Origin of the sequence: Lactococcus cremoris subsp. cremoris KW2 (assembly GCF_000468955.1) — a bacterium.
Taxonomy (GTDB): domain Bacteria; phylum Bacillota; class Bacilli; order Lactobacillales; family Streptococcaceae; genus Lactococcus; species Lactococcus cremoris.
Map to the genome: position 1 here is coordinate 1,571,434 of NC_022369.1, position 26,174 is coordinate 1,597,607.

The window sequence follows — 26,174 nt, forward strand, 5'->3', positions numbered from 1 at the left end:
AAGAACCAAAAAACCGCCAGCATCAGCTAACGGTTTGAAATATTTATTCAGCAATCGTTTGAATATCAAAGTCAATTTTGCCATCTACAAGCCTTACAATAACTTTTGATTTTGGTGGAATTTTTCCACCGATAATCAATTTGGCTAATGGATTTTCGATGACTTTTGTCAAATAACGTTTGAGTGGACGTGCACCATAAGCAGGTTCATAAGCATTTTCAGCAATCCAAGTTTTTACTTCTTCACTCAACTCAAGTTGAACGTCCATTTCTTCAAGACGATGTGAGAGTTGACTGGTCATTTTAAGGATAATGTTCTTGATATCTTCAAGCGCCAATGGTTTGAAAAGGATGGTATCATCAATCCGGTTCAAAAACTCTGGTTTGAAATGCGCGCGAAGTTGAGACATCACATTTTCTGTTGTTTCTTCAGAAATTTCACCATTTTCTCCAACATTATCGAGCAGATATTGAGAACCGACATTTGAAGTCATGATCAACACTGTGTTCTTAAAATCGACCAAAACACCCTTAGAGTCGGTCAAACGTCCGTCATCTAAAACTTGCAACAAGATATTGAAGACATCTGGATGTGCTTTTTCGATTTCATCAAGCAAGATGATGGTATAAGGATTACGGCGAACGGCTTCGGTCAATTGACCTCCTTCATCGTAGCCGACATATCCTGGAGGAGCTCCGACTAAACGTGACACGCTGTGTTTTTCCATATATTCACTCATGTCAATCCGAACCATATGTTCTTCTGAATCAAAGAGATTTTCAGCCAATGCTTTCGCAAGTTCGGTCTTACCTACCCCAGTTGGTCCAAGAAAGAGGAATGAGCCAAGTGGACGGTTAGGGTCTTGAATTCCTGCACGCGCACGGATAATGGCATCAGATACGGCTTCAACAGCTTCATCTTGTCCGACAACTCTTTGATGAAGTGTTTCTGGTAAGTGAAGTAATTTTTCACGTTCACCTTCAACCAATTTGGTAATTGGAATACCAGTCATCCGTCCAACCACTTCGGCGATTTGTTCTTCAGTGACTGATTCTTGAACTAAAGATAAATCATCTGATTTTGCTTTTTCTTCAATGGCTTTGAGTTCTTTTTCAATTTCAGGAATTTTACCATAACGAAGAGCTGCTGCTTTTTCTAAGTTTCCTTCATTTTGGGCTTCTTCCAATTCGTGACGAGCATGTTCTAATTCATTTCGTTTATCAGAAATATTACCCACTTCTTTTTTCTCAGCCTCCCATTGGGCTTTGAGTTGATTATTTTCTTCTCGAAGTTCAGCAATTTCACCACGTATAATTTCAAGACGTTTCTTAGAAGCATCATCACGTTCTTTTTTGAGGGCTGCTTCTTCAATTTCTAATTGCATCAAGCGACGATTGGCTTGGTCAAGTTCAGTTGGCAGTGAATTCATTTCTACACGAATTGTTGCACTGGCTTCATCAATTAAGTCGATGGCTTTATCTGGTAAGAAACGGTCTGTAATATAACGATTTGACAATGTGGCTGCTGCAACTAAAGCATTATCATGAATGGTCACCCCATGGTGAATTTCAAAACGTTCTTTTAGACCACGCAAGATTGAAATTGTATCTTCAACGGTAGGTTCAGTAACCAATACTTTTTGGAAACGACGTTCAAGGGCTTTATCCGTTTCCATGTATTTACGATATTCATCAAGGGTAGTTGCCCCAATCAAATGGAGTTCCCCGCGCGCAAGCATTGGTTTTAAAAGGTTACCAGCGTCCATTGAACCTTCTGTTTTACCAGCACCGACAATGGTATGAAGTTCATCAATGAAAAGGATAATTTGTCCATCAGCTTTTTTTACTTCATTGAGAACAGCTTTCAAGCGTTCTTCAAATTCACCACGATATTTTGCACCTGCAATCAAGGCACCCATATCCAGTGAAAAGATTGTTTTATCTTTTAGATTTTCAGGAACGTCTTTTCTGACAATCCTTTGTGCCAATCCTTCGACAATGGCCGTTTTACCAACCCCAGGTTCACCAATAAGAACGGGGTTATTTTTTGTTTTACGAGAGAGCACTCGAATGACATCACGAATTTCTTCATCACGTCCAATGACGGGATCTTGATTGCCTGATTTAACTTGAGCAACGAGATCAACCCCATATTTTTCAAGTGCTTTGTATGTTTCTTCTGCATTTTGACTGGTCACTTTATCACCTCCACGTAATTTTTCAATCGCAGCTTGCGCTTTTGCTTTTGTTAGTCCATGGTTGACCAAATACTCGGTCAATGGATTTTGTTTTAATTCAAATAGGGCAAGGAGAATAATCTCAGTTGATAGGTATTCATCGCCCATTTTTTGCGCAATTTTATCTGCTTCAGTAAATACTTGGAACAAATCTGGACTTAGGTTTTGGCCATAAGTAATATTTGAACCTTCTACTGAATTAATTTTATCAATTTCTTTTTCAATTAAATTTGTAAAGTCATCTAGGTCAATCCCTAAATCTTTATAAAAGTTCGCCCCAAAACTATTAGGTTGAACAAAAATTCGCCATAAATGTGGAACTTCAATCACTTGGTGATGACGAACTTGCGCAATTTGTTGCGCTGAACCAAGTGCTTCTTGCATCGTTGTTGTCATTTTTTCGATGTCCATAAAAACACCTCATTTCGATTTCATAGTTGGTAGTGATTGTTATCTTTTTCTCACTACATTCTAATTATAATACATTGGTCAGTAATGGTCAAACTTTTTGACTCGTTTTTTGGCTTTTATTATAGACAAAAACTACTGACAGAATTTTTGTCAGTAGTTTTAATATTTATAAGTAAAATAAGTTGTTTTAAGGATAAACAATGCTTGCAACAAGGCTTCCATCAGGGTTTCTGAAATTATACTTAATTGATAAATTGGAAATCCCCGCATTTTGGAAAATTGATTGATTTTCAGTAAGTAAAGGGGTTAATTGTTTTTTCAAATCTTGAATTTTATCAGGACTGAGTGAACCAAGATTTCGAGAAAAAGTAAAATCGACAACAAGCATGTTACCGCTAGCGCTAACATTCACCTTGTTAAATATTCCCCCACTTTCATTCACAATGTTTGAACTTGCTGTGTTCAGTGCATCAGCAATTTCCTGCAAAGAATTATTTGAAGGATTTACTGACAAACTGACAGCATTCCAAGCGACTGCTTTATATTTCCAACCAATATTAATTAAGTTATTTTCTTCATATAAATTTCCCGTGTAATTATGAGCTCCAGATTGAGCATTGGGGTTGTAAGCAACATATATCGGCAAATTTCCACCTGAATAAAAAACTGCTTTTCCTTGATTATCCCACTTCCAGCCTTTATTTACTAAAGACTGCGCTTCATACTTACTTTTAGTGTAGTAATGGTCTCCACCCGCAGCATTGGGATTATAAAGGCGATAAACGGTTATCCCTTTATCTGGTGCTACCCAACCCAATCCTTCATCAGTCCAACCAGCACTAATATCAACTGCTCGCTCAGTTGCACTCGTAGTATAAAAATGCTCTCCGGTATTATGATTATAGAGACGATAGACCATACTATCGGCACTCACTCGAAATCCTACTGCGAGGGTGGTTCCAACTATTAATAAAGTCAATAATATTTTTTTCATAATCTACTTCCTCCTTAGAAAGCGCTTTTATTATGTTGCTAATATTATATTCTTTTATAAATTTTTTGTCAATTTAATTTTTTTATTTTACAAAAAACTGGGAGACGTCACTTATTTTTTTTATATAAAAAAGTGAAGCTGTCTTTTTAATACATTTTGCCCTATAATGGACTTAGATGTCATATTTAACAAAGAAAAGATAGGAGAAAAATGACTCAACAACTAAATTCTTTGGGAAAGTCTGCCCTCTTAATACTAAGTAATACGATTATTGTTCTTCCATTCATGATTTTTATTCAAATTGCCAAAGGAATCTCACTTCTTGCTCTACTTCCTTTTCTGCTCTTTTATACTTTCAGAATGACTGGCATATTCTTTATAAGGGGAATAAAAACAAGAATCAACAGCTATAGTCTTTTAAAAATTTCATTGTACGCCGGTTTATTGGGTTGTTTACTTGGATTTATTGGTTCTTTTTACTTTCCTTTCTATACTTTGGCCGGTATTTTTCTAGGAGTAAGTGCAGCTTGGTTGCCGATGTCAAACACTTCCGTAAACTATTATCTAAAAAATACTAACCAGCTTATCAAAGGAAAGACCTTAATTAGTTTACTTTTGTTTTTAGCCCTTGGCTTTTCTTTTGTCTTCCCGCCTTCTCTAAAATATCCCCTGTTCTTTGTCTTCTATGGAATAGTTTATCTTCTCTCCTTCCAATTAGTTGGAAATTTGGACAATTACAAAGTTGATCCAAATGACTTAGAAAAAGCCTCCTATAAATATCTTATTTTATTTGCTTTATTTTTTGTTTGCCTCTTTCTATTACGCTCAAGTCGACTACTTGCCAATAGTTTAGAATTTGATTATTTCATTTTCGGATTTTTCTTTTTGGTCACCCTCTATATTGTCGCTACGAATTTTTTCAAAAATAAAATTCAAAGAAATATTCCACGTAAATTATCATATTTGACAGCTATTAATGGGGCAGTGGGAAATTATTTATTTCTTTTTTGTTCTTTGTATGTCGCTGGCTTTTATGGTCATCAGCATTTATTTTTACAGTTTTATCTCCCTTATGTTTTAGGAATTATCTTCACCTCTAAGATCAAAAAGTCGCTTGGAAAAAATGTCAAAACCTATTCTTTAATCGGAATTTTTCTAGGGTTACTTTTGATTGTTTTTAGTCCTCTATTTGCTCTAGGTTTATTTCTTACCAGCTTATTTAAAGGAAGTTTAAATTCAAGCTTAACTCAAGACTATGAAAGTACTGTTAACATCGTTGAAGATAAACGCATCTGGGTAAAATATACCATTCAAAATATCGGAAGTATTCTTCACCAATTTTTGTTAATGCTTTTAGGTTCACTTATCATCATGAAAAACGGCTTATCTATCAAGAGTTTGTTCGTTATTACTTCAACTCCTATTCCTACAGCTCGAAGTATTGAACTAATGAAATCATGGAATCTTATTGCTACATCATTGATTATCTTAATTATCATCGCTTATCTTATTTATCCAAAAATAGTTCCACTTCTTAAAAAATCAAAGTAAATTAGAAAAAACTCATGTCTAAGCATGAGTTTTTTATTTAATACGAGTGGTCAATTCACTTTCTTTTCCTTCGATAATTTTATGAATCTCTTTAGCAAATTGGCTTCTCTTAATCGGACGATAGCTTTTTAAGAAAGAAAAAATCGGAATTTTCACGAGCAGCTCCAATAGGCGTGCTGGAAAATAACTGCTTTTTCGCGAAGCATCATAAACAATTCCTGGAAAAACCGAAATAAATCTTGAATTTAAATATTTTTGACCATAAGCTTCCACTTCTTTTTTGGCTTTCATATAGTCATTCATAAAAAATGGACCATCGTTTGCTGAAATAAAAAGACACTGATTTTTTGAGTCAACTATTGTATCAATAATTATTTTTGCTGGTTGAAGGCTATTCTTTTCATAAGTTGTTCCCTTTGATTTGCTAGGAAATAGAATTCCTACCGCATCAATCACCCAATCTGATTTTTGTAAAAGTTCTTGCCAATCACCGGTTTCATTTAGATTAGCAGCATGGTAAATGACTGGCTCAACTAGATTCTCTTTAGATTTACCATGTCTTGATAAACTGTGTAATTCATAAGCTGCAACTTGGGCAAGTTCCTTGAAAATACCTTGACCGACCAGTCCAGTTCCTCCAACAATCGTAATAATCATTTGCTCACCTCACTTGCTTTTATTTCTTATCCTAACATATTAAGGAAACTAATAAAAAATAATCGCTTTATGGATTTGACCAAATTAAAAACTAGAGAAAATACTCTAGTTTTTATTTCAGACCATTTTTTGCCAAAGATTCCAAATAGTCAGCTTCATAATCATAAAGCGGCGTTGGATATTCGCCATCAAAATATGACAAGCAAAGTTTATCATGACCAATCGCCTCGACAAGTCCTGTCTGGCTGAGATAGGTCAGACTATCCGCTCCGATAGCTTCTCTGATTTCATCAGTCGTGTGTGTGGCTGCGATGAGTTCGTCACGGTCTTGAATGTCAATGCCATAAAAACAAGGATATTTGAGAGCGGGACTGGCAATTGCCACATGAACCTCGGCTGCGCCTGCATCTTTAAGGAGCTTGACAATGCGACGGCTAGTTGTTCCACGCACAATGCTGTCATCAACCATGATGACACGTTTCCCTTCTACAACACCTCGAACAGCACTCAATTTCATGCGAACGCCTTGTTCACGAAGTTCTTGAGTCGGTTGAATAAATGTTCTTGCCACGTATTGATTTTTAATCAGCCCCATTTCGTAAGGCAAACCAGATTCTTCAGCGTAGCCTGAAGCAGCACTGAGTGATGAATTGGGTACACCGATGACAATATCAGCGTCAATTTGAGCTTCTTGGGCTAAAATTTTTCCTGAACGTTTTCTGGCAGTATGAACATTAACTCCAGCGATATTACTGTCAGGACGGGCAAAATAGATGTATTCCATTGAACAAATGGTCATGTTGGTGCTGTCAGTAAATTGGTCCACATGAATGCCATCGTCATTAATTTCAATGATTTCACCGGGTTGGACATCTTGAATCCAAGTGGCACCAACGACATCAAAAGCACAAGTTTCTGATGCCACAACAAGCGCACCATTGCTCATTTTACCGATTGAAAGTGGCCGAAATCCATTAGGGTCAAGGGCTGCGACAATTGATGTCTCAGTCATAATGAGATATGCAAAGCCACCTTTTACTGTGTTAAGTGCTTCTTTGACCCTGCCCATAAATTCTGGATGATGACTACGACGAATCAAGTGCATGAGGATTTCTGTGTCTGAATTACTAGAAAATATTGCTCCAGATTTTTCAAGTTCACAGCGCAAGGATTGAGCGTTAGTTAAATTTCCATTGTGGGCAAGTCCAAGTGATCCGTCATGAAATTCAAACTGGAAAGGCTGAATATTATTAATATTTGCCGAGCCAGCCGTCGCATAGCGGACATGACCAATGGCAGATGAACCTGTCAGTTCTTCCAAATCTTTTTCGTCACGAAAAACTTCGGTGACCAAACCTAAACCACGATGACGATTGAGCTTGCCGTTGTTATTGACCAGAATTCCTGCGCCTTCTTGCCCGCGATGTTGCAAAGCGTGAAGACCAAAATAGGTCAGACGAGCGGCATCAGGATGTCCCCAAACGCCGAAAAGTCCACATTCCTCATTTAATGTCTTCGATTCAAACCGCGACCAGTCTTGTTCAGTAAATGTTACACTTGTCATTTCATCAGACATGGGAGGGCTCCTTCATAAATGCTGACAGCTTCGTCAGTAGAAATAGAAAGTTCATTGATTTTCAAAATTCCGTTGTCAGTAACTTTTCCGATGACTTCGCTACTAGCAGAACTTTCTGTCAGTAATTTTTCAAAAGCAGCTTGATTTTCTGGTGAAATTGAGATTACAAAGCGACCTTGCGTTTCTGAGAATAATTGAGCATTGCTTAAATCAACTTTCACATCAACGCCTAAGCCATTTGCAAAAGCCGACTCAGCTAAGGCAATCGCTAATCCACCTTCTGACAAATCGTGCGCTGAATTGATTAATCCGTCAGTAATTGCTTTTAAAACAAAGTATTGATTGACTTTTTCAGTTTCTAAATCAAAATCAATCTTGCCAGAAATTTCGCCTGTCAGCATTTTTTGAAGTTCAGAACCTGAAAAATCATCAAAGGTTTGACCGACTAGCACAATCAAATCACCTGCTTTTTTAAATTCTTGAGTCGTAATATTTTTTACATCCTCAATCAAACCAACCATTCCAATCATCGGTGTAGGTAAAATAGCTGAACCGTTTGTTTCATTGTAAAGACTGACATTTCCTGAAATAACAGGCGTATCAAGAGCCAAACAAGAACGTGAAATTCCATCAGCGGCAGTCGTCAATTCCCAAAATTGTTCTGGTTTTTCCGGATTTCCAAAGTTCAAACAGTCCGTAATCGCAAGTGGTTTTCCACCAGAGGCTACGATATTACGAGCCGCTTCGGCAACCGCAATCGCTCCTCCTTTTTCTGGATCAAGATAGAGATAACAAGCATTACAGTCCGTTGTCATCGCAAGAGCCTTGTTCGTACCACGCACCCGTAAAACAGCGGCATCCGAGCCGGGCGCGACCACAGTATTGGTCATCACGCGCGAATCATAAGTTTCATAAATTGATTTTTTGCTGGCAATTGTCGGTTGAGCCAAAAGTTTTTTGAAAATTTCACTGACCGCGCTGTCAGTAATTTCTGGAAGATATTTCTCGCTGTCAGTAAATTTTTGAATGCGCTCAGGGACTTTTGCTTCACGGTAATAAGTTGGTGCGTCTTCTGCCAATGAATCAACAGGAACATGAGCTACCATTTGCCCTTTATGATAAAGCGTATAAAAACCATCATCAGTCACTTCCCCAATATTCACAGCATCAAGGTCGTATTTTTTAAATAAATCAATAATTTCTTGTTCATGTCCTTTTTTGACACAAAGCACCATACGCTCTTGTGACTCAGACAACATCATTTCATAAGGAATCATTTCTGTTTCACGCTGAGGCACATTATCCAAGTTAAGACGCAGGCCTGACCCAGCTTTTGAAGCCATCTCTGAAGTCGATGAAACCAAGCCAGCGGCACCCATATCTTGAATTCCAACTAAAATATCGCCATGATTTTGGATAACTTCAATACAGGCTTCAAGCAATAGCTTTTCCATAAATGGATCACCGACTTGAACCGCTGAACGTTGTGTTTCTGAGCCCGAACCAAATTCTTTTGAAGCAAAAGATGCCCCATGAATGCCGTCACGTCCTGTTTTCGCTCCGACATAAAAAATAGAATTTCCCACACCTTTAGCTTGTCCTTTTTGGATATGTTTATGCTCAATTAAGCCCACACACATAACATTCACTAAAGGATTCCCAGCGTATGATTCATCAAAAGCCACTTCGCCACCGACCGTTGGAATGCCAATACAGTTTCCGTATCCCGCAATTCCAGCCGTTACTTGGTCCACAATATGACGTGTTTTTCCATTGTCAATTGGTCCAAAACGTAAACTATCCAAAATTGCAATTGGACGAGCCCCCATTGAAAAAATATCACGAATAATACCACCAGAACCTGTTGCTGCACCTTCATAAGGTTCAACATAAGACGGATGATTATGAGATTCAGCTTTGAAAACCACTGCCAAATCATCTCCAATATCTACAACCCCAGCCCCTTCACCAGGTCCCATCAAAACTTGTGGACCAGTCGTCGGGAACTTTTTTAAGACAGGTTTTGAATTTTTGTAGCAACAATGTTCTGACCACATCACGGCGTACATTCCTGTTTCCGTATAGTTCGGCAAGCGTCCACCAAGAATCTCATCCTTGATTTTCAAATACTCTTCATCCGTCAGTCCCCACTCACGGTAAATTTTGCTTTCTTGAATCTGTTCTGGTGACATCTCCAAAGTCATGTTCTTCTCCTATAAGATGTGAGCCCGACTGTTTTGAAATGGTGAAATTTAGGAAAATTGATGGTTCTGCGCTCGTGCAGTTTTTTAATTTTGTCTAATTTTACTCATTTCAAGGAGGGCGAACTCAGTTAATTTCAAATTACAAACTCACTGACAGTTCTGTCAGCAAATTTTACAAGTTTTCAGCTTACTGACAAAGCTGTCAGCAAATTTTTCTTAATTTTTTACAGTCACTAGAAAATTTTTCAACAAAGAGGCAAACATTTTTCTTCCGTCAGCTCCACCAAGCAATTCTTCCATGGCCCGCTCAGGATGAGGCATCATCCCAAGTACATTTCCTTCTTTATTGACAATTCCAGCAATATTTTCAACTGAACCATTAGGATTTTCATCTGCATAAGTGAAAACGATTTGACCATTTTCTTTAAGTTCAGCAAGCGTTGCTTCGTCAGCAACATATTGGCCTTCGCCGTGGGCGATGGGTAAATTAATCAAGGCATCTTTAGCATATTCAGTCGTAAAATTACTTTGATTATTTTCAACTTTAAGGACTTGCCATTTGGAAACAAATTTCAAACCCTCATTGCGAATCAATACACCCGGTAAAAGCCCAGATTCAACCAAAATTTGAAATCCATTACAAGTGCCAAAAACAGGTTTCCCTTCTTTAGCCAAACGTTTGATTTCAGGCATAATGTTAGCAAATGAAGCAATGGCACCACAGCGCAAATAATCGCCATAAGAAAATCCACCAGGAATCAATACTCCATCAAATCCTGCAAGTGACTTCTCGTCATGCCAGACAAATTCAGCTTCTGCCCCCATGACATCACGAATTGCCCAAAGTAAATCAAAATCACAATTTGACCCTGGAAATTGAATGACTGCAAATTTCATTTTTTGACTCCTTCACTTTGTTCAGTCAAAATTTCAACTTTGTAAGTTTCCATATTTGGATTCGCCAACAATTCATTGGCAATTTCAGTCGCTTTTTCTTTAGCAAGCTCAGCTTCCGCATCAAAATCAAAATCGAAAAACTTACCAACATTCAAGTCTGAAACTTCTTGATAACCCATTTTATGAGTGGCTGCTTTAATTGCTTGAGCTTGAGGATCGAGAATTGAGGCTTTGTAAGCCACGTAAACACGTACTTTTGTCATTTTTAAATTCTTTCTATATAAGATGTGAGAGCTGCCCTAAAGACTAGAACATTCTTATTTTGTCTTTTCCAGTAGATTTAAAACTTCAGTATAAGTTTCAATCAAATCTCCAATATTTCGTCTGAAAACGTCTTTATCCATGTGTTGCCCTTTCGCGTCCCAAAGACGTGAAGTATCTGGTGAGATTTCGTCAGCAAGAATAATGCTTCCGTCAGCAAGACGACCAAATTCAAGTTTAAAATCAACCAAAGTCAAGCCAATTTCAGCCCATGTTTTTTTCAAAATCTTATTAATTTTACGTGTTTCTTTTTTTAAAAACTCAATTTCAGAATTACTTGCAATGTTCAGGAATTTGACATGCTCATCATTGATAAATGGGTCATCTAAAGCATCATCTTTATAATAAAATTCAACAATAGGTTCTTCCAAAACAATTCCTTCTTCAAGACCAAATCGTTTGGCAAAAGACCCAGCAACAACATTTCGCAAAACAACTTCCAAAGGAATTATTGATACTTTCTTATTCAATTGTTCGGTTTTTGATAACTTTTTAATAAAATGCGTTTCTAATCCTTCAGCATTTAATTTTTCAAAAATCAATGAAGTAATTTGATTATTTAGAGCACCTTTCCCAGTAATTTGTTCTTTACGAGCACCATTTAATGCTGTCGCTTGGTCACAATATTCAACCCAAAGCACATCAGAATCGTCTGTAAAATACAGTTTCTTGGCTTTTCCTTCATAAAGCAGCGTTTCTTTTTCCACAATATCCTCCATCCATTTAAGGAATTCTTTATGCTTCTTATTCTATTCTAATGAGACAAATAAAAAAAGCTCTAGCAGATAAAACTAGAACTTTTTCATTTTATTGTTCGGTTTTGCTGAATGTTCGGAAATAACTTTTTATTTACTGAGATTTTCATATTGTTCATCAGAAACTTCTTCCAACCAAACAGCTTCCCCCGCTGTAATGGCGACATGACTAAACCAACTATCCTTAGTCGCTCCATGCCAATGTTTAACTCCTGCATGAGTGACAATCATATCTCCCGCATGTAAAAGTTGAGCTGCCTTACCCTCTTCTTGGTACCAACCCTCACCGGCTGTAACCAATAAAACTTGATAGCCATCTTTATGAATATGCCAATGATTACGGCATCCAGGCTCAAAAGTCACATTTCCCACCCCAAAAGGCAGTGAGCTATCCGCAACCATTCCTTGTAAATAAGACTGTCCCGTAAAATAGGCTCCATAAGGATTTTTTTCACCTTGCGGGAAAATAAGTGCTTCTTCTAGTTCTTTTTTGTTCATTCCATTCTCTCTTTCTTAATCAATCTCTTGATAGCGAGTCACTTTCAATCGAAGCTGATATTTTTTTCTTAATTCAGCAATTTGAGCCATCATCTCACTTTTATGATGAAGGTCAATAGCTTCTTGGTTTTCCCACTCATCAATCAATAAAATCGCTTGTTCATTATCAAAAGGAGCAAAATACTCATAACGCAAATTTCCACTTTGCTGACGAATTTTATCAACAAGACCTGAGCTTATCATTTCATCAGCAAAAAGATGGGCCTTATTCACGTCACCTTGATACAAAATGTTGACCGTTATTGTCATAGTTTCCCTTTCTTATTTCCAAATCGTTTTAGCAATATTAAAAGCTGACCAAGACTTTGGCCATCCCACATAAAAGCTCAGATGGGTAATTATTTCTGAAATTTCTTCTTGACTAATTCCATTTTCTTTTCCCTTAGCCATATGAAAATTTAATTGTTCAAAATTTCCACCAGTAATCAAAGCCGTAATCGTAATGACACTACGTTCATGTGCCGAAAGTTCTTTTTCACGACTCCAGACTTCTCCAAAAAGAATATCGTCATTTAATTCAGCAAATTTTGGGGCAAATTCTCCAAGTTGTTCATGTCCTGCGGTTTGTTTTTCCATTCTAGCCTCCACATCTCTTCAATATCTAATTTTTTTATCTTGTACTTCTTCCAAGCTCTTCCAAAAATTTCAGACGCATCACTGTCGGTCTAAAATTTTTCTCCCAAGCAGGATCCCAGCTATAGCCTGAACGTTGTCGATAAGAATCAATAAATTTATCAATACTTACTTTATCTGTCACTGGCTCAAATTCTACTTGATAAACTTTCCCATCCATGTGAACTTGCCCCTTTTTTGAAATCATAGCCGAATTCCACCAACTTGATGCCGTTCCGCGACCTGCTGCTACCGCTAAATCATCATCGATATAAGCAAACCAAATCCAAGCAGGACGATGTTCTTGTGGGTCTGGGCTAATATAAATATCTTGTATCTTAGAAAACTTTTTTACATCAATTTCCATTTTTTCTCCTTTTACCTTACCAAGGTTGGCTTGTAGGTCCAACAGTAAACTCGCTGACGTTAACATCTGCAGGTTGTTCAAGTGCAAAGGCAACAATTCGAGCAATGGCCTCTGGACTAATACCATACTGTTCATAAAGCGCGGTCATTCCTTTGGCTGCCTCTGTGTCCGTAATTGTATTCAGTAACTCAGTATTTATAGCAGCCGGATATATAGTAGCCGTTCGAATATTTGTCCCTTCTTGAGCAGATTCCATTCTAAGCACTTCCATTAATTCACGAACTGCCCATTTTGTTGCCCCATAAACGCCACCATTAGGGTAGGCTTTTAGACCGGCAACCGAACTCGTTGTAATCACATGCCCAGATTTTTGAGCTGTAAATTCAGGAAGTACAGCAGCGAGTCCATTAAGTACACCTTTTAAATTAATATCGACCATACTCTCCCATTCTTCAACATGAAGTGCTGACAAAGGGGAACTTGGCATAATTCCTGCATTCAAGAAAATCGCATCAACTTTACCAAATTTTTCTTTGGCATATTGCACCAATTTTTTACTGTCTTCTGGATTAGTCACATCTGTCACTTGATAAATCGCTTGACCACCAGCCTTATTAATTTTATCAGCCAACTCTTTCAAACGACTTTCTCGTCTTGCTGCTAAAACAATTTTAGCTCCTTTTTTAGCAAGCAATTCGGCAGTTGACTGACCAATACCACTTGATGCCCCCGTGATTAATACTACTTTGTTTTCAATATTGTTTGACATTTTTTCTCCATTCATTTTTAACTTCTATTTTCATTATATTCCTTGAAGTCCACTTCAAGTCAACTTAAAAGTCTCACATCGTTTCATCTTTTCGATGATTTTATTATAAAATAATTTTTTACTGACGTGAAATGCTTTTTATATCAATAATTATGCTTTTTAAGCATACTATATTAAATTATAAAAAAAGCTTCGTATAATTACGAAACTTTCATCAAAATTTATTTTATTTTTTTATTCAAAATCAAAGTATAGAAAACAAAGTTAAGTAAAGCAAGGCAAAGGAAAAACATAAATACATGTTGAGTTCCGGTTGTTAAATTACTTGATTTTGTTGCAATCAGACTGGCCGTCGCCGTCCCTGCTGATGCCGCAAATTGAGAAGTCGTAGTAAACCAAGCATTTCCAGAAGCGGCTTTATCATGCGGGAGTTGAGCTAGACTATTGGTCATTGTCGTTGCAAAGCTTGACGAACGTCCGATTGTGAATACAACATAAAGTCCCATCACACCCAGTAAAGTTAGATTTTTAGTAAAAATCGTTAACAATACAAGTGCAATGAAGAAAACAGTGTTCCCGCTATATAAGATACCCTTGGCCCCTTTTCGGTCATAAAGTGCACCGATTGGTCCTTGCGCCGCTGAACCAATTAATGAACCAGGTAATAAAGCAAAACCTGCCAAGGTACTTGTGGCACCAAGAGAAACCTGTAAGAAATTAGGGATAATAAAGTTAATACCCAAATTTACAAATTGTAAAATACAATAAACAAGGACTGACAAAGTAAAGGTTGGACTCTTAAAGACATTGATATCGATAAAATTCAAAGAACTTGTTTTTGAACGCCAAATAAAGGCAATTAATCCAATAATAAAGAGGATTAACCAAATCCATGAAAAATGAGCACTTGATAATGAATCTAAAGCTAAAAGGGCACTGGTCATCACAAGTGATAAGAAAATAAAAGCGATAAAATCAAATTTACCTGGACGAGTTTTTTCACTCTTTTCAATAGCCCAAGCTCCCAAAGGAAATAAGCAGATTGGGATAATTAAAATAATTGCAAAAATCATTCGCCAGCCAAGAGTTCCCGTTAAAAGCCCCCCATAAGTTGGGCCAAGTGCGGGTGCAATACTCAAAATCATACCAGCAAATCCCATCCAAAGACCAACCCGTTCACGAGGAATTTTAGTCAAGACAAGATTAAACATTAAAGGAATTGCAATCCCAGTCCCAATCCCTTGAATCAAACGTCCAGCCATCAAAATAGTAAAATTTGATGAAATTAAACTCAATAAATCACCGATAGTAAAGAAGATTAATCCTGCAAAAAACAAGGTTCGGTTTTGAAAACGTTGGCTGATGTATGAACTTGTCGGCATAACAATAGCAACAACAAGCAAATAAGCTGTCGTCACCCATTGAACCGTACTTAGTGGAAGTCCAAAAGTTTTCTCAAGCGTGGGGAAAGTCACATTCAGACTTGTTTCCGCCAATATCCCCATAAAGGCCACAAGAGCCACAGCGACAATCGAAAAGCGCGTTTTCGCGCTAATTTTATGATTGGCTGTATTTGTTTCTAATTCTCTATTCATTCTCTTCCTTCCTGCACGCTAAAATTATTAAGAAATTTTTCAACCGCAGCAATCTCTTCTGTTGATAATCCTGTCAAAGCTTTTTTATTATGTGCTTGGATATAAGCCCTGATTTCAGGTAAATACCTTTTTCCTTCTTCAGTTAATTCAACTGATTTTTGGCGGGCATCGGTCAGGCTTGCTCTTCGATTAATTAAGAGCCGCTTTTCCATGCGCTGTAAAATTTCCGTCGTTGTTGAACGTCGGATATTAAATTCTAATTCAATCATCGTCTGACTAATTTCTTTTCCTGAACCTTCTTCACTTTGATTTCCAAGAAAATCTAAAATTGACATTTGCTGACCCGTCAAATCAAGTTGAGCTGCAAAATTATCAAATTCTCGAGACATTTGGTTGCTGGCCACTTTTAAAAGTCGACCAATCGCTTCTTTTTTAGTTCGCATACGAATTATTATAGCATAGTTTTTTTTGTTCGTCAACGAACGTTTTTGTGTGATTTTGATAAAAAAAAATTACTGACAAAATGCTGTCAGTAATTTCACATTATTTTATTATTTATTTTACGGGTGTAAAAACAACCGTTTTAGCGTTTCCTGATGTAATAATGGTCACTTCCATACCAGTGGTAAAGTTGATAGATGTCGCCTTGCTAGTAATATAAAAGCCTTTTCCATCATAGTTGGGTGCCCCTGTTGAATATTGGAGATAAGTGTCAGTACCACTTGCTCCTGGTGAGGTCACATTATAAGTTCCAGCCGGAATATTCTTTCCTACAATATAATCGCCACCACTTAAAGTAATAGTTCCTGTTGCTGGTTTACTAGGTGCGATACCGTACCAAGCCACTGCCCCATATTTCCAACCAGTATTCAATAAGCTATTTTGCTCAAAGCCACTTTCTGTGTAATTGTGAGCGCCAGATTGTGCATTGGGATTATAAGCGACATATACGGCTTGAGAACCTCCAGAATAGAAGACCGCCTTTCCGTTATTATCCCATTTCCAACCCTTATTTACTAAACTTTGAGCTTCATACTTACTCTTTGTGTAATAATGGTCTCCGCCCATAGCATTTGGATTGTAAACACGGTAAACTGGGCTTGAACTTGTTGTTGGTGCAACCCAACCGACACCTTCATAAGTCCAACCCGCACTCACATTTGCATTCTTTTCTGTCCCACTAGTTGTATAGAAGTGCTCACCAGTATTATGATTATACAAACGATAAACATTTGTATCTGCATGAGCAACCCCACCAATCAGTAAACTAGCCCCTATAAAGGCTGTTCCAAGTAAAAGTTTGTTCATCTTTCTTTCTCCTTTATAAAAATAAAATCGGTTACAAGTCCTATTATACTCATTTTAAAACATTTGTCAATTAAATTTAAACTTCGTCATCAAACAAAAATACAAAAACTACATTTAGAGCGTACTCTTTAAAATATTTTGTCGTTAAAGCCTATTCTAGTCGATTTTTATACGAATTCCAGACTTCTAATGACAGATTCTTTACGGTAATAAAAATACATTTTTCCCACAAAAAAAGTTACTGACAGTTTTGTCAGTAACTTATAGATTAATCTAAATTGCTAAATCAAATTTCAATTGAGGTTTTACCGGTTCATAGTCCACAAGTTCAAAATCTTCAGGTTTAATATCGAAAAAATTAGTACCATCAGGAACATTAAGGACCAAACGAGCTTCTTTTTCAGAAGCTATTCGCTTCATTAATTCATTTGCCTGCTCAAACTGATTGTCATAAATATGTAAATTATTTACAAAATAAAAGAACTTCCCAACTTTCCAAGAAAAATGTTTTGCAATCATCATTTGCAAAGCAACATATTGCATCGCATTGATATGGTGGGCCACAAGCATATCGTTTGAACGTTGAATCAGTGTGGCATCCAAATAAATCTGACCATCTTTTTCTCGACGGACATCAAACATCGTTTGGAAAGCACATGGTAAAAGACCTTCTGTTTCCTCAAAATCTTCATACTGCCAAAGGTTGATGATATTACGACGATTCCATGGATTTTTCGCCAAGCCTTCTAATAATTTACCAATGATATTATATTTTTTGACTGTTGCACCATAACGTTGCCCAATCGTACCATCACCAATTCCCCATTCTCCCCAGTATTTGACTCCATACTTCTCTTCAAGAACAGAAAGCTCACTTGTTTGGTCTTGGTATATCCACATCAATTCTTTAATAGCAGATTTGATTGGAATTGGACGCAAAGTGGTAATTGGAAACTCCCCCTTTTGCAAATCATAAGTAACGAATGAACCAGTGACATATTTGCTATTCGCCATTTGACCATCCTTATACTTTGGTCTTGCATTTTCTGAAAAAACACCATTATCTAGGATATTTTGGATATTTTGTTTAAAAACTTGATCTGCGTAAGTCATGAATTTTCCTTTTCTTTTTTATTCATTATATTATATCACAACCAAGGTTGGAAGCAAATGAACTGTCGACAATTATTTTCATTTTACGAAACAAAAATTTCACCAAATTGGTGAAATTTTATTGTTTTTTATTTAACCTTCCGAAATTTTCAAAAGGGACTTAATGGCTGTGCGTTGGTCCATTGCTTCATAAGCCTTTTGAATTTCATCTAAGGAAAATTCTGCTGTAAAGACACGTCCTGGGTTAATTTGTTCATTTAAAACTGCTTCAAGTAAGATTTCTTTGTCCCACCGTGCAACAGAAGCCACTCCACCACCAAGTTGAATATTTTTCCAAAAGAGAGAATCAATCCATTCATTATAGTCAACATCATGAGGAACTCCCACGCGACCTACACGTCCTCCCGCTCTTACTGCTTGGAAAGCAGATTCAATGGCTTCTTTTGTTCCGACACACTCTAAGGCAGCATCAGCACCATAACCATTGGTTAAGGCCATAATTTTTTGAATCGCTTCTGCACCACGCTCAGCAATGATATCTGTTGCCCCAAAATCACGCGCCAATGCCGCTCGATCTTCATGGCGACTCATTGCAATAATCCGTTTTGCACCTAAAAGTTTAGCCGAAATCACTGCGCACAGACCTACTGCTCCATCGCCAAAGACAACTACTGTGTCCCCTTCGTGAACATCTGCTGCTTTAGCCGCATGAAAACCTGTGGGCATGACATCCGCTAAAGTTGTCAACGAAGCCAGCTGTTCTTCTGAATAATCACTTGGTCTTCCCGGAATTTTAACAAGTGCACCATCAGCATTAATTGCTCGATAGAATTCTCCTTGATATCCCCCGTTAACTCCATCTTTAGCATTGGGGCAATTAGCTTCAAATCCTGCCAAACAGATTGGACAGTGTCCACAACCATGAGTAAAGGGAACAATGACAAAATCTCCCTCTTTAAAGTTTTTAACTCCCGCTCCAACTTCTTCAATGACACCAATAGCCTCATGACCTACTGGACCTGGATGACGTTCAGAAATCCCACGGAACCACCATAAATCAGAACCACAAACGCAGGCACGAACGATTTTTATAATGGCATCTGTTTCTTTTACAAGTTGTGCTTTGGGAAATTCTCTAACTTCCATCTTATTTTTTTCGACAAAATAGGCTGACTTCATTTTTTTACTTCCTTTTCATTTATTGAATTCATTATAAAATGAATTTAGCTTTTTGAAAAATACTTTTTAAAAAACTTCTTATGCTTTGAAAGCATAAGAAGACCTAAATAACTCACAAAATTCCACCAACTCCTCGTCCAAAGAGGTTGTTACTAGAAATTTTTTGATAAAAATCGGCAACTTTTGGTGTGAGATTATAGCGTAATGCCAAGGGCCTAAGGGTTGCTTCTAATTTAGCAAGTTCATCAGCAAGTCGCCCTTGATTCTCTAATTGAACTTTCGTATGAAGTAAACACTGACGTTCCCAGTCACGAATATTTCTATCTAATACCAGATTATAAAGTTCATTTAAAATTTCTTGCTTTTCAAATGTTTTATTCATGAATTTATTATGCCACGAAATCACTTTTAAGACCACTAAAAACGCTTACGATTTTAAAGCTAGCGTTTTTTTGTCAAATTCATGTTTGGATAATTTTTAAGAATTCTTCGTAAGTTATAGTGTTTTAATTTCAAAGGACGGTTCTTCAGAAGTTCCAATACTTTTTTGCGGTTTGGTGCGGTTTCATGATTGGTCAGCAAATGTTTAAGACGAAACTCTTTGATAGCCGCATTTTCTTTATCAGAATCATCAATCATAGCCAATACTTCTTTTTTGGTTGAAATCGTAAAGATAAACGTTGACAGAAGGTCAGCTCCAAAAATAATTAATATGAGAAGCACTCCCCAACTATGCGTGATTGCATTAAAATCATGAATCCAATTTTGGACGGGCGGATTAACTAATTTAATCAAAATAATACAACCTACACCCCAAAATAATGAAACGGGAACAGCTACTCTACCTTCAATATTGAAAGGAAGTGTTGAATAATCCCATAATTTCATATTAAAGAATTTCTCTAAAATCCAACTACCGATAAATTCGACCACAGTCACAATCACTATTGTATTAAGATAAAGACTAAATAAATTTCCAGTATTTGGAACTAAAAGTAAGACTGCTGACACACCAAAACCGTAGACAGGGCAATAAGGGCCTAATAAAAAACCTCTAAAAACAAAATGTCGGTCTTTAAGTGAACAATAGAAAGTTTCCCAAAGCCAACCAATGAAAGAATAAACGATAAAAGTCATAAAAAGTTCCATGTGTTTCTCCTTGTTTGTTTAATCTTTTACATTATATCATCTCTTCTAGTATTTTTTAAATTTCATTAATAAGATAAGAAAAAAGCTGTTTAAATTTAGCTTTTTATGATAATTTTTTATAATGATTTTAATTTTCCGTGGAAATCAGCAATTGATTGATAGCCTTTTTGATTCATTATTTCTTCTAATTCTTTAATGATTCTATCAAAGATTGCAGGTCCCTCTTTATGTAAGGCTGTCCCGATTTGAAGCATCGTTGCTCCACATAAAAGGTGTTCAAAAGCATCCTGTCCTGTTTCAATCCCACCCGTTCCAATGATTTGAATTTCAGGTTTGAGTCGAGTATAGAAAGCACGGACATTTGCAAGCGCTGTTGGTTTGATGTAAGCTCCACCAATTCCACCAAATCCATCTTTAGGCTTAATAACTACGCTTTCTGCTTCTGAATCAATAAAAAGTCCATTCCCAATACTATTGACTGAGTTAACATAAGTCAACGGAAACCGATTGAGGATTTCTGCCATAATATCAAAATGTACAAGGTCAAAATAAGGGGGAAGTTTGACACCTAGCGGTTTTGTAAAGAAAGTAAAAACTTCTTTTAGGAGCTTTTCAGTGGCTTCAAAATCATAAGCAAGTTGTGGCTTACCAGGAACATTTGGACAAGAAAGATTCAACTCTGTAATTCCTGAAAAATCACTTTCTTGAATTTTCTTGAGCATAGCGATATTTTCTGCTGCACTCATACCCGCAATGGAAAAGAAGATTGGCCCTTCTTGAGCATTTTCTTTTTGATTTTTTAAAACATAGTCTAAGTAGTAATCAAATCCTAAATTAGGCAGACCCATAGAATTAATTGATCCTAATTCTAAGTCAACATAACGTGGGAGTGGATTACCTTCTCTTTTTTCTAATGTGGAACTTTTGGTGATATAGGCCCCTGCTTGAGAGGCTTTTAATTCTTCTAAATCCTCAATCGTCATACAATGGACTCCTGAAGCGTTCATAAATGGATTAGCGAATTTGGCATTTGCAAAAGTTGTATTAAGCATTAAAAAATCGTTCCCCTTTTCTATTTTTAACTATTCTATCACAAAAAAGCCAAATTCAAAATTTTTAAAATTCGAGTCAAATGATGAGGCGGCATTTTTTTCACATGATATAATTAAATTAGAGCAAATGGAGGTGTAAGATGAGTACAGAAAGAGCTATTTTTGCTGGTGGTTGTTTTTGGTGTATGGTTGAACCTTTCGAAGAACGTCCAGGTATTTTGGCTGTAACAAGCGGCTATACAGGCGGACATATCGAATACCCTACTTATGACCAAGTTCTCTCAAAAGCTTCTGGCCATACAGAGGCCGTTGAAATTTTATTTGATAATGAACTAATTTCTTATGATGAGCTTTTAGATATTTATTGGTCTTTGATTGACCCAACGGATGCTGACGGTCAAATTTATGACCGAGGCGCAAATTACCGTCCAGCAATTTTTGTTGAAAGTGAAGAACAAAAAACTGCTGCTCAAAAAAGTAAAATCGCCTTAGAAAAATCTGGAATTTGGGACAAACCAATAGTTGTTCCTATTGAAGAAGCTAAAACTTTTTGGCCAGCTGAAGAATATCATCAACAATACTATAAAAAAGACCCTAAACGTTATCAAGCGATGCACAAGGCACGTGAACGTTATTTGGCCTTACAACGTTTCAAAGGAAAATTTAAATTTTTAAGAAAAAACACTAGATAAGCTAGTGTTTTTATTTTATATTTGGCCAATCTTTTCCAAACCATTCTTGGTATAGATCTTCTACAATTTTAACAGTCGTCATTGTCATTTCAGGAGAAAGTTTTTCACTTTTTTTCTTACCACTATTGATAAGTTCCGCGATTTCATCAATCTCATAACTGAATTCACTTGGCATTGGATGTGAAAACTCTTCAATCATTCCATCATTTCTAATGAGACTTGCTTGATTTGATTTCCAATAATTTGGAACAGAAATTTCTCCTTTTTCCCCATAAATTACAAAAGTATTTGCTTTATCCAAACGGGTGGTAAGCGAGATATTAATCATAATTTCTTCTTTTTTCAAAAGAATTTCGTAATCTAAATCTGCTTTATTTTCTTCAGGGGACCAGTAAATTCCTTTTGCTTCATCAAAACCTGTTCCAAATAAAAATTGTAGCACGGAGAGTGGATAGCTGGCATGCATGATAAAGGCTCCGCCACCTTCTTTTAAATCTAAAGCCCAACTCTCACGGTTGGTATGAGGTCTAAAATCGTTAATTGCAAGGCGAGATACTTTACCAATCTCATTGGCACCAAGCCATTTTTTGATTTTGGTCATCACAGGAAGAAAAACAGATTTTTGGGCTTCCATCAAAAAAAGATTTTTTTCATTTGCAATCTTAAATAACTCTTGAGACTCTTTAAGCGTTAAGGTAAATGGTTTTTCAAGAAGCACATTTTTACCTGCTTCTAGGGCCAGCTTTGCTTGAGGATAATGTTGTTTATTGATAAGTGGAATATAGATTAAGTCAATTTCTTCTGCCTTTACTAAACTTACATAATCATCATAAACTTCTGGAATTCCTAAATCCAAAGCGGCTTTTTCTGCTTTTTCTTTATTTCTGGCAGCAATTCCGATAACTTCTGCTTGCCCACTTTCTTTTACACCTGCTACAAATCGGGGAACAATCTTAGCAGCACCCATGATTCCAATTTTTAACATTTAACTTCCTCCTGTGACTAAATCCCGATAATCACGGTTTCTACAGTTTCAACTCCTGCAGTGGTAACACGGACTCTAGCAAGATTTTCTACTGTATTAACATCAAAAAATCGGTCTCCACTGATATCATTTTGAATGATTTTTACAGTTGCTTCTGGTGGAAATTTTTGTAAGGTTTCAATAAGTTCTTGTGTCGTCATAATCTTTTAGTCGGCCCTTTCTGATAGATATTCCCAACGTTCATATTTTTCTTCAAGCTCTTTTGTTTTATTGTCTAATTCTTTTTGTAAATCAAGTAAGAGTTCAGTATTAGAACCATTTTCATTCATTTCTGTGTCTATCTCAGAAATTCGTTCTTCAATTTCAGCAATTTGACTTTCAATAGTTTCCCATTCTTTCTTTTCCATATAAGTCAGTTTGGCTTTGTCCGTATTATCTCTTTTGTCAGCAATTACGGGACTTTCAGTTTTACTGACAGCTTTGTCAGCAATTTTTTCTTCCATTTTGACCGCTAAATAGTCACTGTAAGCACCAAAATAATGGTTGATTTCTCCATTTTCAAAGGCAAGTAATTCATTACTTACTTTGTCTTGGAAATAACGGTCATGTGAAACGGTCAAAACAGCACCAGGGAAAGACCCTAGGAAATTTTCAAGTACGGTTAATGTTGCAATATCCAAGTCATTGGTTGGTTCGTCAAGTAAAAGCACATTAGGTTGTAATAGTAAAATCTTTAGTAAATAGAGTCGTTTTTTCTCACCACCAGAAAGTTTAGAAATGAGTGTTCCGTGGCTACTTCTTGGAAAGAGAAATTGCTCTAATAGATTAACAATTGAAATATTCTCGCCACTATTATTATGAGCAGCCGAAGCCACTTCTTCAAGGAAATTTATCATGCGTTTATTTTCATCAAGTCCGCGAATTTCTTGACTGAAATAACCAATTTTGACGGTTTCCCCAATTTCTAAAAGCCCATCAGTTAATTCTAATTCTCCAGCAATGACATTGAGGAGTGTTGATTTTCCAACGCCATTATCCCCAACAATCCCTAAGCGCGAATGAGGTTGAACAATTAAATCAAAATTGCTGAAAATTTGGCGGTCTGGGTAAGAAAATCCTGCATTCTTAAAATTAATCACTTTTTTACCTAAGCGACTTGAAGCAATATTTAATTCCAAATCCTCTTGATTTTTTGAAGTTTTCATTGAATCTTTGAGATCTTCAAAGCGGTCAATACGTGCCTGTTGTTTGGTTGCCCGAGCTTGTGGTGATTTACGAATCCAAGTTAATTCGGACTGGTAAAGTTGTTTGGCTTTATGACTCGCTGCGGCTTCACGTTCTTCATCTTCTGCTTTTTTCGCTAAATAATCTTGATAATTTCCTTGATACTCTTTTAATCCGGCATCTTCAAGCTCAAAAATTCGTGTTGCAACATTATCCAAAAAATAACGGTCATGGGTCACAAAAAGAACTGTTCTTCGAGAATTTTTAAGATAATTTTGTAACCAAGCAATGGTCTCAACATCAAGGTGGTTGGTTGGTTCATCAAGTAATAACAAATCTGAATCATTGACTAAAGCTTGAGCCAATTGAACACGTCTTTTTTGTCCACCAGAAAGACTTTCAATGATTGTTGTAGCTTCTGGAAGTTGAAGTTTAGTTAAAATTGTTTTGACATCTGCTTCTACTTGCCATGCATTCAAGGCATCCATTTCTGACTGAGCACGCTCTAATTTAGACAAATTTTCAAAATCCAAAAGCGCCGCTTCATAGTTTTTAATTGCCCTCATTTGTGGAAGTGAATCATCTAAAACACTATCTAAAATACTTGCTTTCGGATTAAAATCTGGTTCTTGAGTTAAATAAGTAATTTTGTAATTTTGTGGATGGTCAAAAGGGGATTTATCTCCATCAAAACCAGAAAGTCCTGAAATAACATTTAAGAGTGTTGTTTTACCTGTTCCATTTACTCCTAAAAGTCCAATTCGATCAAGATCATGAATGATGAAATTGATTTTATTGAAAACCGTTTTTTCTCCAACTGATTTACTTAAATTTTGTGCGATGAAGTCTGCCATTTTTTGCCCTAATTTCTCTTATATTACTTTTGATTATATCATAAAAAAGCCTGTCAGTAACGACAGGTATCATTTTTACTAGCAAAGTGAGCGATTCTTTGATGACTCCTTTCCGTCAGTAAAAAATTACTGACAGAAAAGATTTGATTAGTCGTCACTATTTTTTTTACTCTCACGAATATCAAAAGGATGAACAATCTCTTCTAATTCTTTGATATAGAGTTCAGCTTGTCTGGTTAGTTGAAAATCGTTGAGTGAAATCCAGCCAATTTCTATATTATCATCAACTGCTAAAGGAATAGCGACAATATTATCACCATTTAAATCCTGACTGACAATACCTGTTGAAATGGTATAACCATTTAAGCCAATCATTAAATTAAAAATTGTGGCTCGATCTCCCACTTTTATGTCTTTTTTAGCGTAAACAGTCGATAAAATCTCTTCAGAAAAATAGAAAGAATTATGCTCGCCTTGCTCATAAGACAAGCGTGGAAATTTTTCTAAATCTTCTAAGCTTACAAGTTGTCGGTCAGCTAAGGGATTGGTCGAACTTACAAAAATATGAGGCTCAGCCAAAAACAAGGAATGAAAGGTTAGCCGATTTTCTTTTAAAATTTTGTCAATCACATTTGCATTATAAGAGTTTTTATAAAGAATGCCAAGTTCACTGCGCAAGGCCTTCACATCTTCTATAATTTCATAAGTGCGGGCCTCTCGTAAAGTATATTCGTATTCGTCAATCCCTTGACTTTCTGTTTTTTTAACCATATTTACAAAAGCATTGACGGCAAAAGCATAGTGCTGTGTCGAGATGGCACACAGTTTTCTTGATGGCTTTTTGTCCAACCACCGCGCTTCTAATAAATCAGATTGTTCAACAACTTGTCTAGCATAACCTAAAAACTCGGTTCCTTCTGCAGTCAGCGAAATTCCTTTGCTTGAACGTTGTAAAAGGGGCAATCCTACTTCCATTTCAATGTCTTTGATTGACTTTGACAGACTAGGCTGTGTAATATAGAGAATCTCAGCTGCCTGATTGATTGAGCCAATCTTAGCCACTTCAATAAAATATTTGAGTTGTTGTAAACTTATCGTCATTATTTTTTTCCTCA

The 26,174-nt window shown here is 36.6% G+C and carries 27 protein-coding genes; 2 read left to right on the plus strand and 25 right to left on the minus strand.

What is annotated here, in order from left to right; all coding sequences use genetic code 11:
* Window positions 1-43 precede the first annotated feature (43 nt).
* Together clpB and KW2_RS07400 are read right to left on the minus strand one after the other, a co-directional pair.
* Window positions 44-2,647, minus strand: a complete 2,604-nt coding sequence (clpB, locus tag KW2_RS07395) for an ATP-dependent chaperone ClpB (protein WP_021037508.1) — start codon at window positions 2,645-2,647, stop codon at window positions 44-46.
* A 187-nt stretch (window positions 2,648-2,834) separates the two neighbouring features.
* Entirely contained in the window at window positions 2,835-3,641 is an 807-nt protein-coding gene (locus KW2_RS07400; protein ID WP_021037509.1) for a hypothetical protein, read from the minus strand.
* Window positions 3,642-3,851: 210 nt separating this feature from the next.
* Between KW2_RS07400 and KW2_RS07405 the strand changes: the two genes are divergently transcribed.
* Window positions 3,852-5,192, plus strand: coding sequence for a hypothetical protein (locus tag KW2_RS07405; protein WP_021037510.1), 1,341 nt, complete (start codon window positions 3,852-3,854; stop codon window positions 5,190-5,192).
* A 33-nt stretch (window positions 5,193-5,225) separates the two neighbouring features.
* Here KW2_RS07405 and KW2_RS07410 read toward each other — a convergent pair whose 3' ends face one another.
* The 19 genes from KW2_RS07410 to KW2_RS07500 form a co-directional block, all read right to left on the minus strand.
* Window positions 5,226-5,849, minus strand: coding sequence for an NAD-dependent epimerase/dehydratase family protein (locus KW2_RS07410; protein WP_021037511.1), 624 nt, complete (start codon window positions 5,847-5,849; stop codon window positions 5,226-5,228).
* Between the two features lie 112 nt (window positions 5,850-5,961).
* Window positions 5,962-7,425, minus strand: coding sequence for an amidophosphoribosyltransferase (purF, locus tag KW2_RS07415; RefSeq protein ID WP_021037512.1), 1,464 nt, complete (start codon window positions 7,423-7,425; stop codon window positions 5,962-5,964).
* Window positions 7,410-9,629, minus strand: coding sequence for a phosphoribosylformylglycinamidine synthase subunit PurL (gene purL, locus KW2_RS07420; RefSeq protein ID WP_021037513.1), 2,220 nt, complete (start codon window positions 9,627-9,629; stop codon window positions 7,410-7,412). Before purL ends, purF begins: the two co-directional genes overlap by 16 nt.
* Before the next feature lie 216 nt (window positions 9,630-9,845).
* Complete coding sequence (gene purQ / locus KW2_RS07425) at window positions 9,846-10,526, minus strand: phosphoribosylformylglycinamidine synthase subunit PurQ (RefSeq protein WP_011676477.1); 681 nt, start codon at window positions 10,524-10,526, stop codon at window positions 9,846-9,848.
* Complete coding sequence (purS, locus tag KW2_RS07430) at window positions 10,523-10,789, minus strand: phosphoribosylformylglycinamidine synthase subunit PurS (RefSeq protein ID WP_011676478.1); 267 nt, start codon at window positions 10,787-10,789, stop codon at window positions 10,523-10,525. Before purS ends, purQ begins: the two co-directional genes overlap by 4 nt.
* Window positions 10,790-10,843: 54 nt before the next feature.
* A complete protein-coding gene (purC, locus tag KW2_RS07435) occupies window positions 10,844-11,554 on the minus strand; it encodes a phosphoribosylaminoimidazolesuccinocarboxamide synthase (protein ID WP_021037514.1) in 711 nt (236 codons plus the stop codon).
* A gap of 138 nt (window positions 11,555-11,692) precedes the next feature.
* Window positions 11,693-12,100, minus strand: a complete 408-nt coding sequence (locus tag KW2_RS07440; protein ID WP_021037515.1) for a cupin domain-containing protein — start codon at window positions 12,098-12,100, stop codon at window positions 11,693-11,695.
* 15 nt (window positions 12,101-12,115) lie between these two features.
* Window positions 12,116-12,409: an antibiotic biosynthesis monooxygenase family protein gene (locus KW2_RS07445; RefSeq protein ID WP_021037516.1), complete on the minus strand. Its 294-nt coding sequence runs from the start codon at window positions 12,407-12,409 to the stop codon at window positions 12,116-12,118.
* Window positions 12,410-12,421: 12 nt separating this feature from the next.
* Window positions 12,422-12,736 carry a carboxymuconolactone decarboxylase family protein gene (locus tag KW2_RS07450; protein ID WP_021037517.1) on the minus strand — a complete coding sequence of 105 codons (315 nt, stop codon included), beginning with the start codon at window positions 12,734-12,736 and terminating at the stop codon, window positions 12,422-12,424.
* Window positions 12,737-12,770: 34 nt separating this feature from the next.
* Window positions 12,771-13,139, minus strand: coding sequence for a DUF2255 family protein (locus tag KW2_RS07455; protein ID WP_021037518.1), 369 nt, complete (start codon window positions 13,137-13,139; stop codon window positions 12,771-12,773).
* Window positions 13,140-13,155: 16 nt separating this feature from the next.
* A complete protein-coding gene (locus KW2_RS07460) occupies window positions 13,156-13,908 on the minus strand; it encodes an SDR family oxidoreductase (RefSeq protein ID WP_021037519.1) in 753 nt (250 codons plus the stop codon).
* 221 nt (window positions 13,909-14,129) lie between these two features.
* Window positions 14,130-15,503, minus strand: a complete 1,374-nt coding sequence (locus KW2_RS07465) for an MFS transporter (RefSeq protein ID WP_021037520.1) — start codon at window positions 15,501-15,503, stop codon at window positions 14,130-14,132.
* Complete coding sequence (locus KW2_RS07470) at window positions 15,500-15,946, minus strand: MarR family winged helix-turn-helix transcriptional regulator (protein ID WP_021037521.1); 447 nt, start codon at window positions 15,944-15,946, stop codon at window positions 15,500-15,502. The genes KW2_RS07465 and KW2_RS07470 overlap by 4 nt, the downstream gene beginning before the upstream one ends.
* Before the next feature lie 112 nt (window positions 15,947-16,058).
* Window positions 16,059-16,811: a hypothetical protein gene (locus tag KW2_RS12280; protein WP_021037522.1), complete on the minus strand. Its 753-nt coding sequence runs from the start codon at window positions 16,809-16,811 to the stop codon at window positions 16,059-16,061.
* A gap of 273 nt (window positions 16,812-17,084) precedes the next feature.
* Window positions 17,085-17,924, minus strand: a complete 840-nt coding sequence (locus tag KW2_RS07480; protein WP_021037523.1) for a thymidylate synthase — start codon at window positions 17,922-17,924, stop codon at window positions 17,085-17,087.
* Between the two features lie 132 nt (window positions 17,925-18,056).
* Window positions 18,057-19,103: a zinc-dependent alcohol dehydrogenase family protein gene (locus KW2_RS07485; RefSeq protein ID WP_021037524.1), complete on the minus strand. Its 1,047-nt coding sequence runs from the start codon at window positions 19,101-19,103 to the stop codon at window positions 18,057-18,059.
* Between the two features lie 112 nt (window positions 19,104-19,215).
* Window positions 19,216-19,485: a bacteriocin immunity family protein gene (locus KW2_RS07490; protein WP_011676578.1), complete on the minus strand. Its 270-nt coding sequence runs from the start codon at window positions 19,483-19,485 to the stop codon at window positions 19,216-19,218.
* A gap of 59 nt (window positions 19,486-19,544) precedes the next feature.
* Window positions 19,545-20,252, minus strand: coding sequence for a putative ABC transporter permease (locus KW2_RS07495; protein WP_021037525.1), 708 nt, complete (start codon window positions 20,250-20,252; stop codon window positions 19,545-19,547).
* 116 nt (window positions 20,253-20,368) lie between these two features.
* Window positions 20,369-21,304, minus strand: a complete 936-nt coding sequence (locus KW2_RS07500; protein WP_021037526.1) for a dihydroorotate oxidase — start codon at window positions 21,302-21,304, stop codon at window positions 20,369-20,371.
* A 140-nt stretch (window positions 21,305-21,444) separates the two neighbouring features.
* Between KW2_RS07500 and msrA the strand changes: the two genes are divergently transcribed.
* On the plus strand, window positions 21,445-21,996 hold the full coding sequence (msrA, locus tag KW2_RS07505) for a peptide-methionine (S)-S-oxide reductase MsrA (protein ID WP_021037527.1): 552 nt from the start codon (window positions 21,445-21,447) through the stop codon (window positions 21,994-21,996).
* Between the two features lie 10 nt (window positions 21,997-22,006).
* Here the strand turns inward: msrA and KW2_RS07510 are convergent, their stop codons facing one another.
* The 4 genes from KW2_RS07510 to KW2_RS07525 form a co-directional block, all read right to left on the minus strand.
* Window positions 22,007-22,981, minus strand: a complete 975-nt coding sequence (locus KW2_RS07510; RefSeq protein ID WP_021037528.1) for a Gfo/Idh/MocA family protein — start codon at window positions 22,979-22,981, stop codon at window positions 22,007-22,009.
* 17 nt (window positions 22,982-22,998) lie between these two features.
* Window positions 22,999-23,181 (minus strand): hypothetical protein, encoded by a 183-nt coding sequence (locus KW2_RS07515; RefSeq protein ID WP_011676583.1) that lies wholly within the window; start codon window positions 23,179-23,181, stop codon window positions 22,999-23,001.
* A 6-nt stretch (window positions 23,182-23,187) separates the two neighbouring features.
* Complete coding sequence (locus KW2_RS07520) at window positions 23,188-25,059, minus strand: ABC-F family ATP-binding cassette domain-containing protein (RefSeq protein WP_021037529.1); 1,872 nt, start codon at window positions 25,057-25,059, stop codon at window positions 23,188-23,190.
* 147 nt (window positions 25,060-25,206) lie between these two features.
* Window positions 25,207-26,160 (minus strand): LysR family transcriptional regulator, encoded by a 954-nt coding sequence (locus KW2_RS07525; protein ID WP_021037530.1) that lies wholly within the window; start codon window positions 26,158-26,160, stop codon window positions 25,207-25,209.
* Window positions 26,161-26,174: the final 14 nt, after the last annotated feature.

Excerpts from the sequence above, each read along its gene's own strand:
- KW2_RS07480 (WP_021037523.1), bottom strand. The coding sequence starts at position 17,924 with ATGACTTACGCAGATCAAGTTTTTAAACAAAATATCCAAAATATCCTA.
- KW2_RS07410 (WP_021037511.1), bottom strand. The coding sequence starts at position 5,849 with ATGATTATTACGATTGTTGGAGGAACTGGACTGGTCGGTCAAGGTATT.
- KW2_RS07515 (WP_011676583.1), bottom strand. The coding sequence starts at position 23,181 with ATGACGACACAAGAACTTATTGAAACCTTACAAAAATTTCCACCAGAA.
- msrA (WP_021037527.1), top strand. The coding sequence starts at position 21,445 with ATGAGTACAGAAAGAGCTATTTTTGCTGGTGGTTGTTTTTGGTGTATG.
- purS (WP_011676478.1), bottom strand. The coding sequence starts at position 10,789 with ATGACAAAAGTACGTGTTTACGTGGCTTACAAAGCCTCAATTCTCGAT.
- purF (WP_021037512.1), bottom strand. The coding sequence starts at position 7,425 with ATGTCTGATGAAATGACAAGTGTAACATTTACTGAACAAGACTGGTCG.
- KW2_RS07485 (WP_021037524.1), bottom strand. The coding sequence starts at position 19,103 with ATGAAGTCAGCCTATTTTGTCGAAAAAAATAAGATGGAAGTTAGAGAA.
- KW2_RS07490 (WP_011676578.1), bottom strand. The coding sequence starts at position 19,485 with ATGAATAAAACATTTGAAAAGCAAGAAATTTTAAATGAACTTTATAAT.
- KW2_RS07450 (WP_021037517.1), bottom strand. The coding sequence starts at position 12,736 with ATGGAAAAACAAACCGCAGGACATGAACAACTTGGAGAATTTGCCCCA.
- KW2_RS07465 (WP_021037520.1), bottom strand. The coding sequence starts at position 15,503 with ATGAATAGAGAATTAGAAACAAATACAGCCAATCATAAAATTAGCGCG.
- KW2_RS07460 (WP_021037519.1), bottom strand. The coding sequence starts at position 13,908 with ATGTCAAACAATATTGAAAACAAAGTAGTATTAATCACGGGGGCATCA.
- KW2_RS07405 (WP_021037510.1), top strand. The coding sequence starts at position 3,852 with ATGACTCAACAACTAAATTCTTTGGGAAAGTCTGCCCTCTTAATACTA.
- KW2_RS07455 (WP_021037518.1), bottom strand. The coding sequence starts at position 13,139 with ATGGAAATTGATGTAAAAAAGTTTTCTAAGATACAAGATATTTATATT.
- KW2_RS07470 (WP_021037521.1), bottom strand. The coding sequence starts at position 15,946 with ATGCGAACTAAAAAAGAAGCGATTGGTCGACTTTTAAAAGTGGCCAGC.
- purL (WP_021037513.1), bottom strand. The coding sequence starts at position 9,629 with ATGACTTTGGAGATGTCACCAGAACAGATTCAAGAAAGCAAAATTTAC.
- KW2_RS07495 (WP_021037525.1), bottom strand. The coding sequence starts at position 20,252 with ATGGAACTTTTTATGACTTTTATCGTTTATTCTTTCATTGGTTGGCTT.
- KW2_RS07525 (WP_021037530.1), bottom strand. The coding sequence starts at position 26,160 with ATGACGATAAGTTTACAACAACTCAAATATTTTATTGAAGTGGCTAAG.
- clpB (WP_021037508.1), bottom strand. The coding sequence starts at position 2,647 with ATGGACATCGAAAAAATGACAACAACGATGCAAGAAGCACTTGGTTCA.
- KW2_RS07500 (WP_021037526.1), bottom strand. The coding sequence starts at position 21,304 with ATGCTTAATACAACTTTTGCAAATGCCAAATTCGCTAATCCATTTATG.
- KW2_RS07400 (WP_021037509.1), bottom strand. The coding sequence starts at position 3,641 with ATGAAAAAAATATTATTGACTTTATTAATAGTTGGAACCACCCTCGCA.
- purQ (WP_011676477.1), bottom strand. The coding sequence starts at position 10,526 with ATGAAATTTGCAGTCATTCAATTTCCAGGGTCAAATTGTGATTTTGAT.
- KW2_RS07520 (WP_021037529.1), bottom strand. The coding sequence starts at position 25,059 with ATGGCAGACTTCATCGCACAAAATTTAAGTAAATCAGTTGGAGAAAAA.
- KW2_RS07445 (WP_021037516.1), bottom strand. The coding sequence starts at position 12,409 with ATGACAATAACGGTCAACATTTTGTATCAAGGTGACGTGAATAAGGCC.
- KW2_RS12280 (WP_021037522.1), bottom strand. The coding sequence starts at position 16,811 with ATGAACAAACTTTTACTTGGAACAGCCTTTATAGGGGCTAGTTTACTG.
- KW2_RS07440 (WP_021037515.1), bottom strand. The coding sequence starts at position 12,100 with ATGAACAAAAAAGAACTAGAAGAAGCACTTATTTTCCCGCAAGGTGAA.
- KW2_RS07510 (WP_021037528.1), bottom strand. The coding sequence starts at position 22,981 with ATGTTAAAAATTGGAATCATGGGTGCTGCTAAGATTGTTCCCCGATTT.